Source organism: Azospirillum sp. B510, from assembly GCF_000010725.1.
GTDB classification, from domain to species: domain Bacteria; phylum Pseudomonadota; class Alphaproteobacteria; order Azospirillales; family Azospirillaceae; genus Azospirillum; species Azospirillum lipoferum_B.
The window spans coordinates 118,837-134,334 of sequence record NC_013855.1 but is presented as its reverse complement, the minus strand read 5'-3'; the positions used below and the strand labels follow the sequence as shown (position 1 = coordinate 134,334).

Here is a 15,498-nt window from a genome sequence, read left to right as displayed (position 1 = left end):
CCGATTGATCGACCCGGCCAACGGATCGAGACCGCCTTGATGCCACCGGCGACGGGACGGCTCAAGCCTCGATACCGTCACGCTGCCGGCTGCGTGAATCCGATTCAATTCCCTAGTTGCCACGTATTTTATAATATGTATTATATTGTATTATCGAATTGAGGCGGTTGATCGGAGGGATAAACCGGACATGGACTGTGGAATCCCGACAACTCCGTCCGGCAGCCGCTTCGGTGCGTTGTCCAGCGATCGCACCGGCGGCGCCGCTTTCCAGGTCGATGGCGTGGATTTCGCCTATGACGGCGCGCACCCAGTGTTCCGGTCGCTGGCACTGACCGCCCGGCCCGGAGAGTTCGTGGCGCTGCTCGGCCCGTCCGGCTGCGGCAAGACCACGCTGCTGAACCTGCTGTCCGGATTCCTGCCGCCCGATGCCGGCCGCATCACCATCGACGGGGAGACAGTGACGCCGGAAATGCCGGCGCTCGGCTATGTCTTCCAGTCGCCGCAGCTGTTTCCCTGGCTCGACGTGCTCGACAATGTCCGCTTCGGTCTGCGGATGGCGGGCCGGCTGCGGGATGCTGAGCAGCGGGACAAGGCGATGGCTGCGCTGGCGCTGGTCGGGCTGGAGGCCGCGGCCGGTAAATTCCCCCATCAGCTGTCGGGCGGCATGCAGCAGCGGGTGGCGCTGGCCCGCGCCCTGGTGCTGGAGCCACGCCTGCTGCTGATGGACGAACCCTTCGCAGCACTGGACGCCATCACCCGCGCCACCCTGAACGAGGAATTGCTGCGGCTGTGCGGCCGGCTCGGCCAGACGGTCCTGTTCATCACCCACGACGTCGAGGAGGCGGTGTTCCTGGCCGACCGCGTCGTGCTGCTCGGCATCGCGCCGGCCGGCATCCACAGCGAACTGACCATCGACCTGCCCCGCCCACGCCGCCTGCGCGAGACGCGGCGGCTGGAGCGCTTCACCACCCTGACCGACACGCTGCTGGAGCGGATTTCCGCCATTGTCGCCGCGGCCTGAGCCGCCCTGCGACCCAGCCCCAACCAAGAGGATTTCGCGCATGAACCGGATGTTCGCCGCGGCCCTGTCCGTCGCCCTTTACGGCTCCATCACTCTGCTCGCCGGCATCGCCCCTGCCGGGGCCGCCACCACGGGCGACAACCGGCCACTCCGGGTCGGTTGGGTCTTCGCCATGGCCAACGCCCCGGCGCTGGTCGCCGACCGCAAGGGCTTCTATGCCGAAGAGGGGCTGACGGTGGAGGCCAAGCCTTTCGGCGACGGGCCGGTGATCCAGCAGGCGCTGGCTGCCGGCGAACTGGATGTCGCCTATATCGGCGCGCCGCCGGTCTATCAATGGGCGGCCCGCGGGCTGGAAAGCCGCATCCTGGCCAAGGTCAATTACGGGCAGGCGGCGGTGATCGCCAACAACCCGGCCATCGCCAAGCTGTCCGACCTGCGCGGCCGCAAGGTCGCCGGGGTGGCGCGCGGCAGCGGGATGGACGTGCTGCTGCGCGGCACCGTGCTGAAGGAGGCCGCCGGCCTCGACCCCGACCGCGACCTGTCGGTGGTGTCGATGCCGGTCGGCAACATGAACGCCGCTTTGGACAGCGGAACGGTGGATGCCGCCTTCACCTGGGAACCTTTCATCAGCCAGCAGGTGCTGCGGGGGAGCGCGCATGTGCTGTTCGACGTCAACCAGGCGCTGCCCGGCTATCCCTGGTACGTGGTGATGGCGCCGAAAAAGACGCTGGCCGACCGGCCGGACGATGTGGTGAAGCTGCTGCGCGCCCATGCCAAGGCCATCGCCTGGCTGTCCGACCACCCGGCCGAGGGCGACGCGCTGATCGCCGAGGCGTTCAAGCTGGAGCCGGTGAAGCGCGCCGACGGCACCGAGATCGCCCCGGCCGCGGTCGCCGCCGAGGCGCGCAAGCGGCTGGGCTGGTCGGACCGGCTGGAGGACAGCGACCTCGCCTTCATCCAGCGGCTGATGGACAGCTCGCTGGCTCTCGGCTTCATCCCGGCGCCGATGAGGGCGGCGGACATCGTCGATGGCTCCTATCTCCGCCGGGCGGGCCGCTGATGCGGACCCGGCTCTATGGCTGGGCGGCCTTTCCGGCGCTGCTGCTGGTGTGGAGTGCGGCCGCCTGGAACCTGCCGCCCTATGTCCTGCCACAGCCCTGGGCGGTGGTGGCGGAGGCGGTGCGCTGGCTCGACAATGGCCAGCTCGCCGCCCATGTCGGCGCCAGCCTGCTGCGCGAGGTCGGCGGCTTCGCCGTCGCCGTGCTGGGCGCGCTGGCGCTGGGTCTGGCCGGCGCGCTGTCGCCGGGGTTCCGCGCCTTTTCCGCCCCGCTGACCGGGCTGTTCATGGCGATCCCGCCCATCGCCTGGGCGCCCCTGTCGATGATCTTCTTCGGGCTGGGCTATGTCGCCATCACCATGGTGATCGTGGTCGCCGCCCTGTTTCCGATGGCGGTGACGGTGCAGGAAGGCTTCCTCGCCATCCGCAACAGCAACCTGCGCGCCGCCCGCGTGCTGGGCGCCCGCCGCTGGCAGCTGATCCGCCATGTCTACCTGCCCGCCTCGCTGCCCTTCCTGACCGCGGCGCTGCGCATCGGCTTCAGCCAGGCGTGGCGGGCGCTGGTGGCGGCCGAAATGCTGGGCGCTTCGCAGGGGATCGGCTGGATGGTCGCCATGGGCGGCCAGATCGGCAACGCCACCCAGGTGCTGCTGGGCGTCGCCATCATCGGCATGACCGCCTGGATCACCGAAAGCCTCGTCTTCCGCCGCATCGAGCGGCGCTACCGCCACTGGCACCTCGCCTGAACCGAAAATGCACAAGGCCGGAGGAGACGCCGCCATGTCCGAAGCCCGGCCGTCTGTCCGCCACATCGCCCCCGCCGGGCTGTACGTCGGCATCCTTCTGGATCTCCACGCCGGCGCAGGTCGGCACGCCGGCCGCGGTGATGCCGTTCAGCGCCAACGCCCGGCTGTTCAGCGCGCCGTGCCCCGGCGGCTGTCCCCGGTTGGCGAACAGGCCGGGGATGTAGACCGGATGGTCCGGCGCGGCACGGTCCAGCGCGTGCCGCTCCGGCGGCCTCCTCTCGGCGAGCGTCGCTGCACCGTCGAAGAAGAAGGGCGGCGTCTTCGCCGCCACCGCCCGCACCCGCTCCGGAATGTCGCCGACGCTGCGCGCACCGGCCAGCGAGGGCGCAGGCGCTTCAACTCCTCGCGCTCCATATGGGCGTCGGCGTCGTTCACAGCTTCATCCCGGACGCGGCGGTGGCGCCGGACGTGCCGCAGAAGCCCTTGTCGGCCAGAATGATGCGGGCACCACCGGTTGCGGCGGCGATGGGCGTCACACCTCGGCCAGCGCCTGTTCCAGGTCGGCGATGATGTCGTCGGGATGCTCGATGCCGACCGACAGGCGGACATAGCCGGGGGTGACGCCAGTGGCCAACTGGTCCTCCGGCGATAGCTGGGAATGAGTCGTGGTGGCCGGGTGGATCGCCAGCGACCGGGCGTCGCCGATGTTGGCGACATGGTAGAACAGCTTCAGCGCCTCGATGAAGCGGCGCCCAGCCTCCGCCCCGCCGGCCAGTTCGAAGCCGACCAGCCCGCCATAGCCGCCCTTCAGATAGGTGTCGGCCCGCCGCCGTGCTTCGCCCTCCTGCAAACCGGGGAAGATGACCGACGTCACCTTCGCATGCGACTTCAGATAGGTCGCCACGAGACTGGCGTTGGCGTTGTGCTGGCGGATGCGCAGCGGCAGCGTCTCCAGCCCCTGGATCAGCTGGAAGGCCGATTGCGGGCTGAGGGCGGCGCCGATGTCGCGCAGCAGGGTGACGCGGGCGCGCAACGCATAGGCGATGGGGCCGAGCGGCTTGGCCGCCTCCGTCCAGACCGCACCGTGATAGCTGGGGTCGGGCTGGGTCAGCAGCGGGAAGCGGGCGGCATGCGCCTCCCACGGGAAGGTGCCGCCGTCGATCAGCACGCCGCCGATGGTGGTGCCGTGACCGCCGATGTATTTGGTCGCCGAATAGACCGTCACCGCCGCGCCATGCTCGAAGGGCCGCACGGTCAGCGGTGCCGCGGTGTTATCGACGATCAACGGCACGCCCAGCTCCAAGCCGATGTCGGCGACCTCGCGGATCGGGAAGACGTTCAGCTTGGGATTCGGCAGCGTCTCCGCATAATAAGCGCGGGTGCGCTCGTCGGTGGCGCGGCGGAAATTCTCCGGATCGGCCGGATCGACGAAGCGCGCCTCGATGCCGATCTGCTTCAGCGTGTTGGCGAACAGGTTCCAGGTGCCGCCATAGAGGTCGGTGGAGGTGACGATGTTGTCGCCGGCCTGCGCCAGATTCAGCACCGAATAGAAGGACGCCGCCTGTCCGGACGCGACGGCCACCGCCGCCGCACCGCCCTCCAGCACGGCGAGCCGCTGTTCCAGAACCTCGATCGTCGGGTTGGTGACGCGGGTGTAGATGTGGCCCAGTTCCTGAAGCGCGAAGAGGCGTTCGGCATGGGCGGTGTCCTGGAACTGGTAGGAGGTCGTCTGATGGATCGGCACCGCGACCGATCCGGTGACGGGATCGGCGCGGAAGGCGCCGCCATGGACGGCCAGGGTTTCGAAGCGCGGCTTGCGGTCGGTCATCGGGCGTGTTCCCTCTCTCGATTTTGATAAGGGCCAGTCTTGAGATCTCGGCGGCAATCAGGCGGCGGCGCCGACCAGATCGGCGTAATGGCGGCGCGCCACGTCGGGGTGGGAACGCAGGCGGCTTTTCAACGTGTTCTCCCCGACCGAGCTGTAAAGGGGGTTCAGCGGGTCGCGCTCCGGCCCGCGCGCTTCGGCGGCGAGATCGTCCGGCAACGGCAGCACCGGCACCCGGACATCCAGGCCGGCCCCCAGGAAGAAGGCGGTCGACAGCCGGTCCACCCCCGCCGGCGGCGTCACCACCCGATGCACCGCGGCGCGGAAATAGCCGTCGGTCGCCAGTTCCAGCAATTCGCCGGCATTGACGACGAAGGTGCCGGGGATCGGCGGCACATCGGCCCAGCCCCCGTCGGTTTCGATCTGCAAACCGCTCTGCCGGTGTTGGAGAACCAGCGTCAGCAGGCCGCTGTCCTTGTGCGGCCCGACCCCCTGCCCCCCGGCATCATCGGCGGGGGCATCGTCGGCGGGAACCGCGTCATGGCCCGGATAGCGGATCAGCTTGACGAGTTGCGTCGGCTGGTCGGTCAGGATCGGATCGAAGGCATCCTCCGGCAGGCGCAGGGCCACCGCCACCGTCGACAGGATGCGCCGCGACACCGCGGTCAGCTGGTCCTGCAGGCGCAGCACCGCCGGGCGTAACTCCGGCAGGACCTCCGGCCACTGGTTGGGGCCCTGCAAGCGGACCCAGGGCGGCGAGTCCGGGCCTTGGGACAAGGCTGGCCGCTCCGCGCCGACATCCAGCTGCTCGCGCCAGTCGGCCAGACCACGCGTGCGCTCCCAGCCGGCGCGGGTATAGCCGCGGAAATGGGGCGAGTTGACCATCTCGATGGAAAGCTTGTCCTGCTCCGGAAGGGCGAAGAAGCCGCGCGACAGGTCGAAGACGGAGTCGATGAAGGCCGGGTCGACCCCGTGCCCGGTCACATAGAAGGCGCCGAAGCGGCGGATCGCCGCCCGCAGCTCCGACAGGAACAGGGCGCGATCCGCCGCGGCACCGTCCAGGCGGGCGAGATCGAGAAACGGCAGCGGCGGCCGCTCGGCCGAAGAAGGAAGCGTGGTCACAGGACTCTCCTTTGCGGACATGCGTTCGGGAACGCCCGCTTGGGTGCAGCGACGTGGGAAATCGGATTTTGGGGAACCGGGGCTTGCCGCTCAATCGGTGCGGACGCGTGCCTTCAACCAGGTCCCGCGCATCTGAGCCCAGAGCCGGCCCACTGGTGCTTGCGACGTGGCCCCGTCAGTCACGGCACATATCCCCATGGCTTCCGGAAGCGGGACCCAGACCATCGTCGGTTCGGACGCTGCGGAGGCGGTGGCTCGGCGGGCCGTCGGAGGATTGGCCATGATAGCTTTCCAGTACAATGGCTTGGCGAAGCTGCCGGGGTCACGGCCCCTCGGACGGCATCGCTGTTTCACAGTCAATCATTACGCGGAAAAAGCCTATTGTCTATCTTTATTGTGGATTTACAGGCGTAAAAAATCCATAAATCACATTGAAAATATGTTAATATGGAAATTTTCACGAAGTCGTTGACAGAACGATTTCCCTATCTGCTAATTAGGGAATAAGCGCCGCCTCTTCGTGGCCGCCCCCGTGATCGGCACTCCGTGATCGGATCCGGAACGGCGGGCGCCATTCCGACGCGGCGCTCCGCTTCTTTCTCAAAACAACAAACTCGTTGCGGGAAACCACCATGCGCACTCCTTCGCAGGCCCCTTCACGTCCGGTATCCCGAAGCGGCCGGTCGCCGCGCATCCTGACCGCCGGCGCCCTCAGCCTCGCCATCGGCCTCGCCCTGACCGGCGCCGCCAAGGCCGGACCGACGCTGGACGCGATCAAGGCGCGCGGCAGCATCAAGGTCGGCGTCGGCACCCAGCCGGGCTTCTTTTCCCCCGACAGCAACGGCCGATGGCAGGGCTTCTTCGTCGATTTCGGCCGGGCTCTGTCCATCGCCGTGTTCAACGATCCGGACAAGGTGCAGTTCGTCTCCTCCTCGCCGCAGCAGCGCCTGCCGGCCCTGCAATCGGGCGAGTTCGACATCCTGCTCTCCGGCGTGACCCAGACCTTCACCCGCGCCACCAAGCTGGGCTTCCATTTCGGCCCGGTGGTCTTCTATGACGGCCAGGGCCTGCTGGTGCCGAAGAAGCTGGGGGTCGCCAAGGGCAAGGATTTGAACGGCGCCACCGTCTGCGTCCAGACCGGCACCACCGGCGAGTTGAACATCACCGACTTCTTCCGGCAGAACAAGATCGCCTTCAAGCCGGTGGTGATCGAGGAAACCGCCGAGAACCAGAAGGCCTTTTCCAGCGGCCGCTGCGACGTACTGACCCAGGACGCCTCCGATCTGGCGATCACCCGCACCCAGTTGCCCAAGCCCGACGATTACGTCCTGCTGCCCGAACGCATCTCGAAGGAGCCGCTGGCGCCGGCCATCCGCTATGGCGACGACCAGTGGCTGGAGATCGTCAACTGGGCGGTCTACGCCACCATCCAGGCCGAGGAGCTGGGCATCACCCAGGCCAACATCGACAGCTTCCTGACCAGCGCCGACCCGACCATCCGCCGATTCCTGGGCGTCGATCCCAGCCTGGGCGAGGCGGCCAAGCTCGACCCGAAATTCGCCTACACCATCGTCAAGACCGTGGGCAATTACGGTGAGATCTTCGACCGCAACGTCGGACCGGCGACCAAGGTCGGGCTGGATCGCGGCTTCAACAAGCTGTGGACCCAGGGCGGCCTGCTCTACGCCCCGCCCTTCCGGTGAGCAGCCCCGTGCCGTCCGGTGGCGCGCGCTCCGGCGCCATCGCCGCGGTCACCCTGTGGTGGGGTGGCCGCAGCGGCCTTCAGGCGGTGATCCTGGCGCTCGTGCTGCTGGGCGGCTTCCTTCTCGGCTCCAACACGCTGGCGAACATGGAGCGCTTCGGCATCACGCCGGGCTTCGCCTTCCTCGGCCGCCCGGCGGGATTCGAGATCGGGGAGGCGCTGCTCGACTACCGGCCGCAGGACAGCTACGCGCTGGCATTGCTGGTCGGGCTGCTGAACACCGTCAAGGTCGCGGTGGCCGGCTGCCTGATCGCCACCGTGCTCGGCGTGCTGCTGGGGGTGGCGCGGCTGTCCGGCAACGCTTTGCTGTCCGGGCTGGTGCAGGGCTATGTCGAGCTGGTCCGCAGCACGCCGCTGCTGCTGCAACTCTTCTTCTGGAGCGCCACCTTCCAGGCGCTGCCCTCCCCGCGCCAGGCGTTGAACCCGCTGCCGGGCGTTTTCCTGTGCAACCGCGGCATCCAGTTGCCGGCCTTCGCCGACGGCCGGGCGGGCGGCGCGCTGCTCGCGGCCATCGGCCTTGCGCTGGTGCTCGCCCTTGCCGGGACCGCGCTGCGCCGCCGCATGGGATTGCGGGATGTGCCGTCGGCGGCCATGGTCGCGGCGGCGGCATTCGGCCTGCCCATCACGCCGCTGCTGTCATCGGGCGTGCCGTTGCAGGTCGAGTTTCCCGAACTCTCCGGTTTCAACTTCAACGGCGGGACGACGGTATCCCCGGAATTCTCCGCCCTGCTGGTCGGGCTGGTCGTCAACGCCGCGGCGATGATCGCGGAGATCGTGCGCAGCGGAATCCAGGCGGTACCGGCCGGACAGTGGGAGGCGGCCCGTGCGCTGGGCCTGCCGCGCCGCCGGATCATGCAGCTGGTGGTGCTGCCGCAGGCCATGCGGGTGATCGTGCCGCTGCTGACCTCCAGCTATCTGAACCTGACCAAGAATTCGAGCCTCGCCGTCGCGATCGGCTTCCCGGATCTGGTCAGCGTCATCAACACCAGCGCCAACCAGACCGGGCAGGTGCTGGAAACCATGGCGATCATGATGGGCGCCTATCTGACGATGAATCTCGCGGTCTCCGTCGCGATGAACCTCTACAACCGCCGCCTCGCGGCGAGGGGGGCGCGATGACCGACGGCGTTCTGCAAAGCGCCCCGCCGGCGTCGCTGCCCGAGCCACGCTGGCGGCGGCTGTGGAGCGGCCTGTTCGGCACGCCGCTGAATGCCGCGGTGACGCTCGGCTGCCTCGCCCTTCTGGGCTGGACGGTGCCGCCGCTGCTGCGCTGGACGCTGCTGGACGCCGTGTGGGTGGGGCCGGCCGACCGCTGCGCCGACGCGGCCGGTGCCTGCTGGGCCTTCATCGGCGAGAAGCTGCGCTACATCCTGTTCGGCTTCTATGACCTGGACCGGCAATGGCGCCCGGCGGCGGCCGGCGCCATCCTGCTGGCGCTGGCCGGGGTCAGCGGCATGCCGCTGTTCTGGCGGCGGGCGACGCTGGGGCTTTGGCTCTTCGGGCTGGCCGCCGCCCTGCTGCTGCTGACCGGCGGCCCCGGCGGGCCGGCGGTGCCGACCGAGCGCTGGAGCGGCCTGCCGGTCAGCCTGCTGCTCGCCGTCGTCGGGCTGGTCGGCGCCTTTCCGCTGGCGGTGCTGCTGGCGCTCGCCCGGCGCAGCGCCATGGGCGGGGTGCGGACGCTGGCCGTCCTGTTCATCGAGGTGACGCGCGGCGTGCCGTTGATCGCTGTCCTTTATGTCGCGACCCTGCTTCTGCCGCTGATGCTGCCCGCCGGCGCCGCCATCGACAAGCTGCTGCGGGCGCAGATCGCCATCATCCTGTTCGTCTCGGCCTATCTGGCCGAGATCATCCGCGCCGGCCTTCAGTCCATCCCGGCGGGTCAATACGAAGCCGCCCAGGCGCTGGGGCTCGGCTACTGGCAATCGATGCGATTGGTGATCCTGCCGCAGGCGCTCAGGACGGTGATCCCCTCCATCGTGACGCTGGCGATAGGTCTCTTCCAGGACACCACGCTGATCATCGTCATCGGCCTGTTCGACCTGCTGAACACCGCGCGCACCGCCGCCAAGGACCCGGCATGGCTCGGCTTTTATGACGAGGCGTTCGGTTTCGTGGCGCTGATCTACCTGACGGTCTGCGTCGCCGCCTCCCGCTACAGCCTGTGGCTGGAGCGCCGGCTGCAACGATGACTCCCTACCCCGCCCTTGGAAGATAAAACGGAAATTGGAGGATGAGATTCATGACCGACGTGGTTGCACCGTCCAGCCGAGGGGCAAGCTGGCGCGGCCTGCCGGAAGCGCCGACCTGGGGGCTGGCGTTGGTCGTTTACGGAGGCTGGGGACTGCTGACATGGTTCGACCGTGAATTGCCCTGGTGGGTGGTGCTGCCGCTGGGATCCTGGCTGATCGCTTGGCACATGTCGTTGCAGCACGAGGTGATCCACGGCCACCCGACCCGTTCGGCGAGGATCAATGCGGCGCTGGGCTTCGCCCCGCTCAGCCTCTGGCTTCCCTATGAGCGTTACCGCCAGTCGCACACGACCCATCACCGCGAAGAGTGGCTGACCGATCCGGTCGAGGATCCCGAATCGCGCTACGTCACCATGGCGCATTGGGCGGGGAGCGGACCGTTGGCACGCGCCCTTCTGCGGGTCGACAACACGCTGGCCGGCCGTTTGACGATTGGCCCGGCCATTGCCATCGCCGGCTTCCTGCGCGGCGAGGCGGGTCCGCTGGCGCGCGGCGACCGCGAAGCCTGGACCATCTGGCTGACGCATGGCGCTGCGGCGCTGGCGGTCGCGGCGTGGGTGTCGCTGGTCTGCGGGATTCCGCTGTGGGCCTATGCGCTGCTCTATGTCTATCCGGGTTTCGCCCTGGCCCTGGTCCGCTCCTTCGCCGAGCACCGCGCGGCCGAGGACAGCGACCACCGCACCGCCATCGTCGAGCGCTCGCCGCTGTTCGGACTGCTGTTCCTCCACAACAACCTGCATGTCGTCCATCATCTGCGGCCCGACCTGCCCTGGTACGCCATTCCCGCCTATTACCGTGCGAACCGGGATGCGTTGATCGCCCGCAACGGCGGTCTGGTCTATCAGGGGTACGGCGAGGTGGCCCGGCGCTATCTGTTCACCCCGCACCACCAGCCGCCCCACCCCTTCACCCATTGATCGGGCGAAGGGGCGATCAGGCGAAGCGCCCATCACGCGAAGCGGAGAGTCTGACCGACGCCGAGCCGGGCGGCCTTCTCCAGCAGCGCATGGCCGAGCGCGATGTCGCTGAGGCTGAGGCCGCGATGCCAGAACAGGATGGTTTCCTCGTCGTTCTCGCGGCCCGGCCGCAGGCCCGCGACGATCTGGCCGAGTTCGGCATGCAGGTTTTCCTCGCTCAGCCGGCCGCTGTCGACATGGCCCCGGAGTGCGCCGAAGGGCAGCCCCTTGCGGCACTGGCCCCAGTCGTCCACCACCATCTTGTCCATGATGTCGGTGAGCGACAGCTCGACCGCGCTCATGGTGCCGTAGGGCACGACCAGCGCCCCCTTGGCGATCCACTCAGTCTTCAGCAGCGGTGCCGGTTCCGGCAGGCGCGAGGCCTCGACCACGATGTCGGCGCCGCGCACGCAGGTCTCCCAATCCTCCGTCGCCACCACCGGCTTGCCGAGATCGCGCGACAGCCGCTCAGCGAAGCCGTTGCGGCTTTCGGGACGGCGCGAATGGATGCGGATTTCATCGAAGTCGAACAGCCGGTCGAGCAGTCGGACATTCCAATAGGCGGTGCCGCGCGCGCCGATATGGCCGAGGATACGGCTGTCCTTGCGCGCCAGATGCTTGGCGCCCAGTGCGGTGACGGCGCCCGTGCGCATCTCGGTGATGCCGGTGGCGTCGATGAAGGCCTTCGGCATCCCGGTCTCGGGATCGAACAGGTTCAGCACCGCCATCTCCGACGGCAGGCCGCGCTTGTAGTTGTCGACGAAGTCGCCGACCACCTTGACCCCGGCGACGCCAAGCGGCTTCACCACGCCGCGCAGCACGTTGAAATGCCCCTTGACCGAGCTTTCGGGGATCAGGTGGACACGCGGCTCGATCACTGTCCGGCCGCTGCCCTGGGCGTGGAGCACCTGCTCCACCGCCACCAGGATCTCGTCGTCGGTCAGCGCCAGCCGTTCGACATCCGGGCCGTTCAGGTAGGAAATGCTGATGTCCGCCATCGCGGGACCTCCGTTCACGCTGCCGCCGGGGAGGCGAGCAGGGGTTTGTGGCAGGCGACGCGGCGCCCATCGGCCAGGGTGCGTTCCGCCGGCTCCTCGGCGCGGCAGCGCGCATCGGCCAGCGGGCAACGCGGATGGAAGGCGCAGCCGGAAGGCGGATTGCGCGGACTGGGCACCTCGCCGGGCAGGGGTGGCGCGCGGTGCCGGTTGCCGGGATCGAAGCGGGGGACCGCGGCCAGCAGCGCCCGCGTGTAGGGATGCGCAGGGGCGTTCAGCACATGCTCCGCCGGCCCGACCTCCACCGCACGCCCGAGATAGAGCACCAGCACCCGGTCGGACATGGCGCGCACCACATCGAGATTGTGCGACACCATCAGGATGGTCAGGCCGAAATCGCGCTGGAGATCGACCAGCAGATTGACGATGTCTCCCTGCACCGACAGGTCGAGCCCGGCGGTCGGCTCGTCGGCGACCAGCAGGCGCGGCCGCAGCACCAGCGCGCGGGCGATGCCGACCCGGCGCGCCTGCCCGCCGCTGATCTGGTGCGGGTGCTTGTCCAGCACCGCTTCCGGCAGCCCGACCCGCCGCAGCAGGTCGAGCACGCTCGGCCATGCCGCCCGCTCCGCCACGCCATGGATGCGCAGCGGCTCGGCCAGCAAGTTGCGGACGGTCATGCGCGGCGACAGGGCGGCGGCCGGATCCTGGAAGATCATCTGGGCGTCGCGGCGGAACGCCTTGGTCTCGCGCCCGCGCAGGCCTTTGACCTCGCGCCCGTCGAAGCGCACCGTTCCCGCCGTCGGCGGCACCAGCCCCAGCATAGTGCGGATCAGCGAGGATTTGCCGGCCCCGCTCTCCCCCACCACGCTCAGGGTCTCGCCGGGATGGAGGTCGAACGACACCGCGCGCACCGCCGGGACGGTGCCGTAAGTCAGCGACAGCCGGTCGAGCGACAACAGGGGATGGCTCACGGCACCTTCCTCAGACCAGGGCGCAGGCGACGGAGCGGCCGTCGCCGAGCGCGCGCAGCGGCGGCACCGCCGCACGGCAGGGCTCCGCCGCCTGCGGGCAGCGCGGGGCGAAGACGCAGCCCGGCGGGATGCGCGTCACGTCCGGCACCTCGCCGGGGATCGAGGCCAGCGTGGCGCGGCGGGCAACGTCGACGCCGAGCTCGCAGGCCAGCAGCGCGCGGGTGTAGGGGTGGCGGGGATCGCCCAGGACGGCGGCGGCCGGGCCGCTCTCCACCAGCGTTCCGGCATAGAGCACCGCCACGTCGTCGCACAGCTGCGACACCAGCCCCAGGCTGTGCGCGATCAGCAGGATCGTGCCTTGATACTCCTGGCGAAGCTCCTCGATCAGGGCGACGATCTGGCCCTCGATGGTGGGGTCGAGCGCGGTGGTCGGTTCGTCGGCGATCAGCAGGTCGGGCTCGGCAAGCAGGGCGGCGGCAATCATGATCCGCTGGCGCATGCCGCCGCTGAACTGGTGCGGGTAGTCGGACAGCCGCCGCTCCGCGTCCGGAATGCCGACGCGCGCCAGCATCGCCGCCGCCCGCGCCAGCAGGGCGCGCCGCGACTCACGTGGGCGCTTGGCGCGTTGCAGATCGACCAGCTGGGTGCCGATGCGGAAGACCGGGTTCAGCGCCGCCATCGGGTCCTGGAAGATCATCGCGAAGCGGGTGCCGCGCAGCGTCGCCAGTTCGCGGTCCGGCAGCGCCAGCAGGTCGCGCCCGTCATAGCGAATCGTGCCCTCCAGCCGCGACAGGTTGCGCGGCAGCAGGCGCGGAATGGCCGAGGCCAGGGTCGATTTGCCCGAGCCGGATTCCCCGACCAGCCCGACCACCCGCCCACGCCCGAGATCGAGCGACACGTTGCACAGCACGTCGGCCGGGCCGGCGCCGGTCGCGAAGGAAACCGACAGGTTGCGGATGGCGATCAGCGGCTCCGCTTCTTGCGGGGAAGCGGTCACGGTTCGGTCCTCAGCTTCGGGTCTATGGCGTCGCGCAACGCTTCACCGAACAGGGTGAAGCCCAGCGTCGCCAGCGTCAGCACAGCACCTGCGGCGATCACCGGCCAGGGCGATTGCGACAGGGTGGTGTAGCCGTCATGCAGCAGCGTTCCCCAGCTCGCCCGCGGCGGCGGCACCCCGACGCCGAGGAAGCTCAGGCCCGCCTCGATGGTGATGACGACGGGCACGTCCATGCTGGCCAGCACCACCAGCGGCCCCAGGATGTTGGGCACCAGATGATGCAGCGTGATTCGCAGCGGCGAGGCGCCGAGCACGCGCTCGGCCTCCAGGAAGGGACTGTTGCGCAGGCTCAGAGTCTGTGCCCGCGCCACCCGCCCGAAATGCGGGACCAGCGTCACGGCGACGATCAGGATCACCTTGTCCAGCCCCGGCCCCATCAGCGCCACCACCGCCAGCGCGAAGACGACGATGGGAAAGGCGCTGACGATGTCGAAGGCGGCGAGGATCGCCCGCTCAGCCCCCGGCGGCGCGTAGGCGGCGGCGATGCCGAGCAGGGTGCCGGCGGCCAGCGCCACGGCGATGGTCGAGAGCGCCACCAGCAGCGCCACCCGCCCGCCGTCGGCGATCCGGCTCAGCAGGTCGCGGCCGAGATGGTCGGTGCCCAGCCAATGCGCCGCCGACGGCCCGCCGAAGCGGGCCAGGATGTTGAGCTTGTTGGGGTCTTGCGGCACCAGCAGCGGCCCGGCGAGGCCAAGCAGCAGCACCGCCGCGACCAGCAGCAGCCCGACGCGCCCGCCCGGGTCGCGCCAGACGCGGTCCAGAACGGCGCGCATCAGCGGTCCCCCGCCTTGCGGATGCGCGGGTCGAGCCAGGCGTAGCTGAGATCGACCGCCAAGTTGGTCAGGGTGAACAGCGCGACGACCACCAGCACGCAGGCCTGCACCACCGGGTAGTTGCGCGACGAGATGGCGTCGTAGACCAGCGTGCCGATGCCCGGCCGGGCGAAGACGATCTCGGCGAAGATGGCGCCGCCGAGCAGCCGGCCGATGCCCAGCCCGAGAATCGCCACCGTCGGGATGGCCGCCGGCTTCAGCGCGTATTTGTAGACAATCGTCCGGTCCGGCACGCCATAGGCGCGCAAGGTGCGGATGTGCGCCTCGCCCAGCACCTCCAGCAGCGAGGCGCGCAGCAGCCGGGCGATGTAGCCGATCCAGGTGAGCGCCAGCGACAGCGCCGGCAGGACCAGCCGGGCGAGCTGGTCGCTCAGATCGCCCGACCGGCTGACGCCCAACACCGGGAACCAGTCGAGCCAGATGGAGAAGACCAGCAGCAGCAGGATCGCCACCACGAAGTTCGGGATGGCGATGAAGCCGATGCTGACCGCCGCCGTCGCGCGGTCCAGGGCACTGCCCGGATGCGTCGCCGCGTAGCAGCCGAGCGGCACGCCGAACAGCACGGCGATGGCGATGGCCGACAGCGTCAGGGTGACGGTGTAGGGCAGCACCTCGGCGACCAGCGTCGCCACCGGGCGGCCCGACACCACGTCGGTGCCGAGGTCGCCGCGCAGCACGTTCCACAGGAACAGGGCGAAGCGCTCATGCACCGGCCGGTCGAGCCCCATCGCCTCGGCGAAGGCCCGCACCGCCTCCGGTGTGGCGCGGGGGCCGAGCAGCACCTGCGCCGGGTTGCCGGAAATGAACAGGGTCAGCACGAACAGCAGGGCGACCGCCCCGATCAGGACCAGCAGGGTCGTGGCAAGGCGTTGCCCGGCATGCCGCAGGATCGCCGGCATGG

Annotated in this window: 15 protein-coding genes; 7 read left to right on the top strand and 8 right to left on the bottom strand. The window is 69.3% G+C overall.

Annotation, left to right across the window (positions count from 1 at the left end; genetic code table 11):
• Window positions 1-190: 190 nt before the first annotated feature.
• The 3 genes from AZL_RS16010 to AZL_RS16000 are packed head-to-tail and all read left to right on the top strand — an operon-like array spanning window position 191 to window position 2,827.
• Window positions 191-1,024, top strand: a complete 834-nt coding sequence (locus tag AZL_RS16010) for an ABC transporter ATP-binding protein (RefSeq protein ID WP_012975543.1) — start codon at window positions 191-193, stop codon at window positions 1,022-1,024.
• Between the two features lie 40 nt (window positions 1,025-1,064).
• The gene (locus AZL_RS16005; RefSeq protein ID WP_012975542.1) at window positions 1,065-2,084 is read left to right on the top strand and encodes an ABC transporter substrate-binding protein; all 1,020 of its coding nucleotides are present in this window, start codon (window positions 1,065-1,067) and stop codon (window positions 2,082-2,084) included.
• Window positions 2,084-2,827 (top strand): ABC transporter permease, encoded by a 744-nt coding sequence (locus tag AZL_RS16000; RefSeq protein WP_012975541.1) that lies wholly within the window; start codon window positions 2,084-2,086, stop codon window positions 2,825-2,827. Before AZL_RS16005 ends, AZL_RS16000 begins: the two co-directional genes overlap by 1 nt.
• Here the strand turns inward: AZL_RS16000 and AZL_RS34365 are convergent.
• The 3 genes from AZL_RS34365 to AZL_RS15990 form a co-directional block, all read right to left on the bottom strand.
• Window positions 2,766-3,158: a hypothetical protein gene (locus AZL_RS34365; protein ID WP_148219438.1), complete on the bottom strand. Its 393-nt coding sequence runs from the start codon at window positions 3,156-3,158 to the stop codon at window positions 2,766-2,768. The two genes, AZL_RS16000 and AZL_RS34365, sit on opposite strands and share 62 nt — an antisense overlap.
• A 201-nt stretch (window positions 3,159-3,359) precedes the next feature.
• Window positions 3,360-4,655, bottom strand: a complete 1,296-nt coding sequence (locus tag AZL_RS15995; RefSeq protein ID WP_012975539.1) for an O-acetylhomoserine aminocarboxypropyltransferase/cysteine synthase family protein — start codon at window positions 4,653-4,655, stop codon at window positions 3,360-3,362.
• Between the two features lie 57 nt (window positions 4,656-4,712).
• Window positions 4,713-5,795, bottom strand: a complete 1,083-nt coding sequence (locus AZL_RS15990) for an isopenicillin N synthase family dioxygenase (RefSeq protein ID WP_012975538.1) — start codon at window positions 5,793-5,795, stop codon at window positions 4,713-4,715.
• A gap of 611 nt (window positions 5,796-6,406) precedes the next feature.
• Between AZL_RS15990 and AZL_RS15985 the strand changes: the two genes are divergently transcribed.
• The 4 genes from AZL_RS15985 to AZL_RS15970 are packed head-to-tail and all read left to right on the top strand — an operon-like array spanning window position 6,407 to window position 10,702.
• Window positions 6,407-7,477 (top strand): amino acid ABC transporter substrate-binding protein, encoded by a 1,071-nt coding sequence (locus AZL_RS15985; protein WP_012975537.1) that lies wholly within the window; start codon window positions 6,407-6,409, stop codon window positions 7,475-7,477.
• 8 nt (window positions 7,478-7,485) lie between these two features.
• Window positions 7,486-8,655 carry an amino acid ABC transporter permease gene (locus AZL_RS15980; RefSeq protein WP_247894386.1) on the top strand — a complete coding sequence of 390 codons (1,170 nt, stop codon included), beginning with the start codon at window positions 7,486-7,488 and terminating at the stop codon, window positions 8,653-8,655.
• Entirely contained in the window at window positions 8,652-9,725 is a 1,074-nt protein-coding gene (locus AZL_RS15975; RefSeq protein WP_012975535.1) for an amino acid ABC transporter permease, read from the top strand. The genes AZL_RS15980 and AZL_RS15975 overlap by 4 nt, the downstream gene beginning before the upstream one ends.
• A gap of 41 nt (window positions 9,726-9,766) precedes the next feature.
• Window positions 9,767-10,702, top strand: coding sequence for a fatty acid desaturase (locus AZL_RS15970; RefSeq protein ID WP_012975534.1), 936 nt, complete (start codon window positions 9,767-9,769; stop codon window positions 10,700-10,702).
• 32 nt (window positions 10,703-10,734) lie between these two features.
• Here AZL_RS15970 and AZL_RS15965 read toward each other — a convergent pair whose 3' ends face one another.
• Genes AZL_RS15965 through AZL_RS15945 form a run of 5 tightly spaced genes read right to left on the bottom strand, consistent with a single transcriptional unit; the run spans window position 10,735 to window position 15,496 of the window.
• Window positions 10,735-11,739, bottom strand: coding sequence for an ornithine cyclodeaminase family protein (locus tag AZL_RS15965; protein WP_012975533.1), 1,005 nt, complete (start codon window positions 11,737-11,739; stop codon window positions 10,735-10,737).
• Between the two features lie 14 nt (window positions 11,740-11,753).
• Window positions 11,754-12,707: an ABC transporter ATP-binding protein gene (locus AZL_RS15960; RefSeq protein WP_012975532.1), complete on the bottom strand. Its 954-nt coding sequence runs from the start codon at window positions 12,705-12,707 to the stop codon at window positions 11,754-11,756.
• Between the two features lie 10 nt (window positions 12,708-12,717).
• On the bottom strand, window positions 12,718-13,704 hold the full coding sequence (locus tag AZL_RS15955) for an ABC transporter ATP-binding protein (protein WP_012975531.1): 987 nt from the start codon (window positions 13,702-13,704) through the stop codon (window positions 12,718-12,720).
• Entirely contained in the window at window positions 13,701-14,537 is an 837-nt protein-coding gene (locus tag AZL_RS15950; protein WP_012975530.1) for an ABC transporter permease, read from the bottom strand. The genes AZL_RS15955 and AZL_RS15950 overlap by 4 nt, the downstream gene beginning before the upstream one ends.
• Complete coding sequence (locus AZL_RS15945) at window positions 14,537-15,496, bottom strand: ABC transporter permease (protein WP_012975529.1); 960 nt, start codon at window positions 15,494-15,496, stop codon at window positions 14,537-14,539. The genes AZL_RS15950 and AZL_RS15945 overlap by 1 nt, the downstream gene beginning before the upstream one ends.
• Window positions 15,497-15,498: the final 2 nt, after the last annotated feature.

What these genes read in the sequence shown, in the direction of transcription:
- AZL_RS15970 (WP_012975534.1), top strand. Translation starts at nt 9,767, where the DNA reads ATGAGATTCATGACCGACGTGGTTGCACCGTCCAGCCGAGGGGCAAGC.
- AZL_RS16010 (WP_012975543.1), top strand. Translation starts at nt 191, where the DNA reads ATGGACTGTGGAATCCCGACAACTCCGTCCGGCAGCCGCTTCGGTGCG.
- AZL_RS15995 (WP_012975539.1), bottom strand. Translation starts at nt 4,655, where the DNA reads ATGACCGACCGCAAGCCGCGCTTCGAAACCCTGGCCGTCCATGGCGGC.
- AZL_RS15965 (WP_012975533.1), bottom strand. Translation starts at nt 11,739, where the DNA reads ATGGCGGACATCAGCATTTCCTACCTGAACGGCCCGGATGTCGAACGG.
- AZL_RS15990 (WP_012975538.1), bottom strand. Translation starts at nt 5,795, where the DNA reads ATGTCCGCAAAGGAGAGTCCTGTGACCACGCTTCCTTCTTCGGCCGAG.
- AZL_RS16000 (WP_012975541.1), top strand. Translation starts at nt 2,084, where the DNA reads ATGCGGACCCGGCTCTATGGCTGGGCGGCCTTTCCGGCGCTGCTGCTG.
- AZL_RS16005 (WP_012975542.1), top strand. Translation starts at nt 1,065, where the DNA reads ATGAACCGGATGTTCGCCGCGGCCCTGTCCGTCGCCCTTTACGGCTCC.
- AZL_RS15975 (WP_012975535.1), top strand. Translation starts at nt 8,652, where the DNA reads ATGACCGACGGCGTTCTGCAAAGCGCCCCGCCGGCGTCGCTGCCCGAG.
- AZL_RS15985 (WP_012975537.1), top strand. Translation starts at nt 6,407, where the DNA reads ATGCGCACTCCTTCGCAGGCCCCTTCACGTCCGGTATCCCGAAGCGGC.
- AZL_RS15945 (WP_012975529.1), bottom strand. Translation starts at nt 15,496, where the DNA reads ATGCCGGCGATCCTGCGGCATGCCGGGCAACGCCTTGCCACGACCCTG.
- AZL_RS15950 (WP_012975530.1), bottom strand. Translation starts at nt 14,537, where the DNA reads ATGCGCGCCGTTCTGGACCGCGTCTGGCGCGACCCGGGCGGGCGCGTC.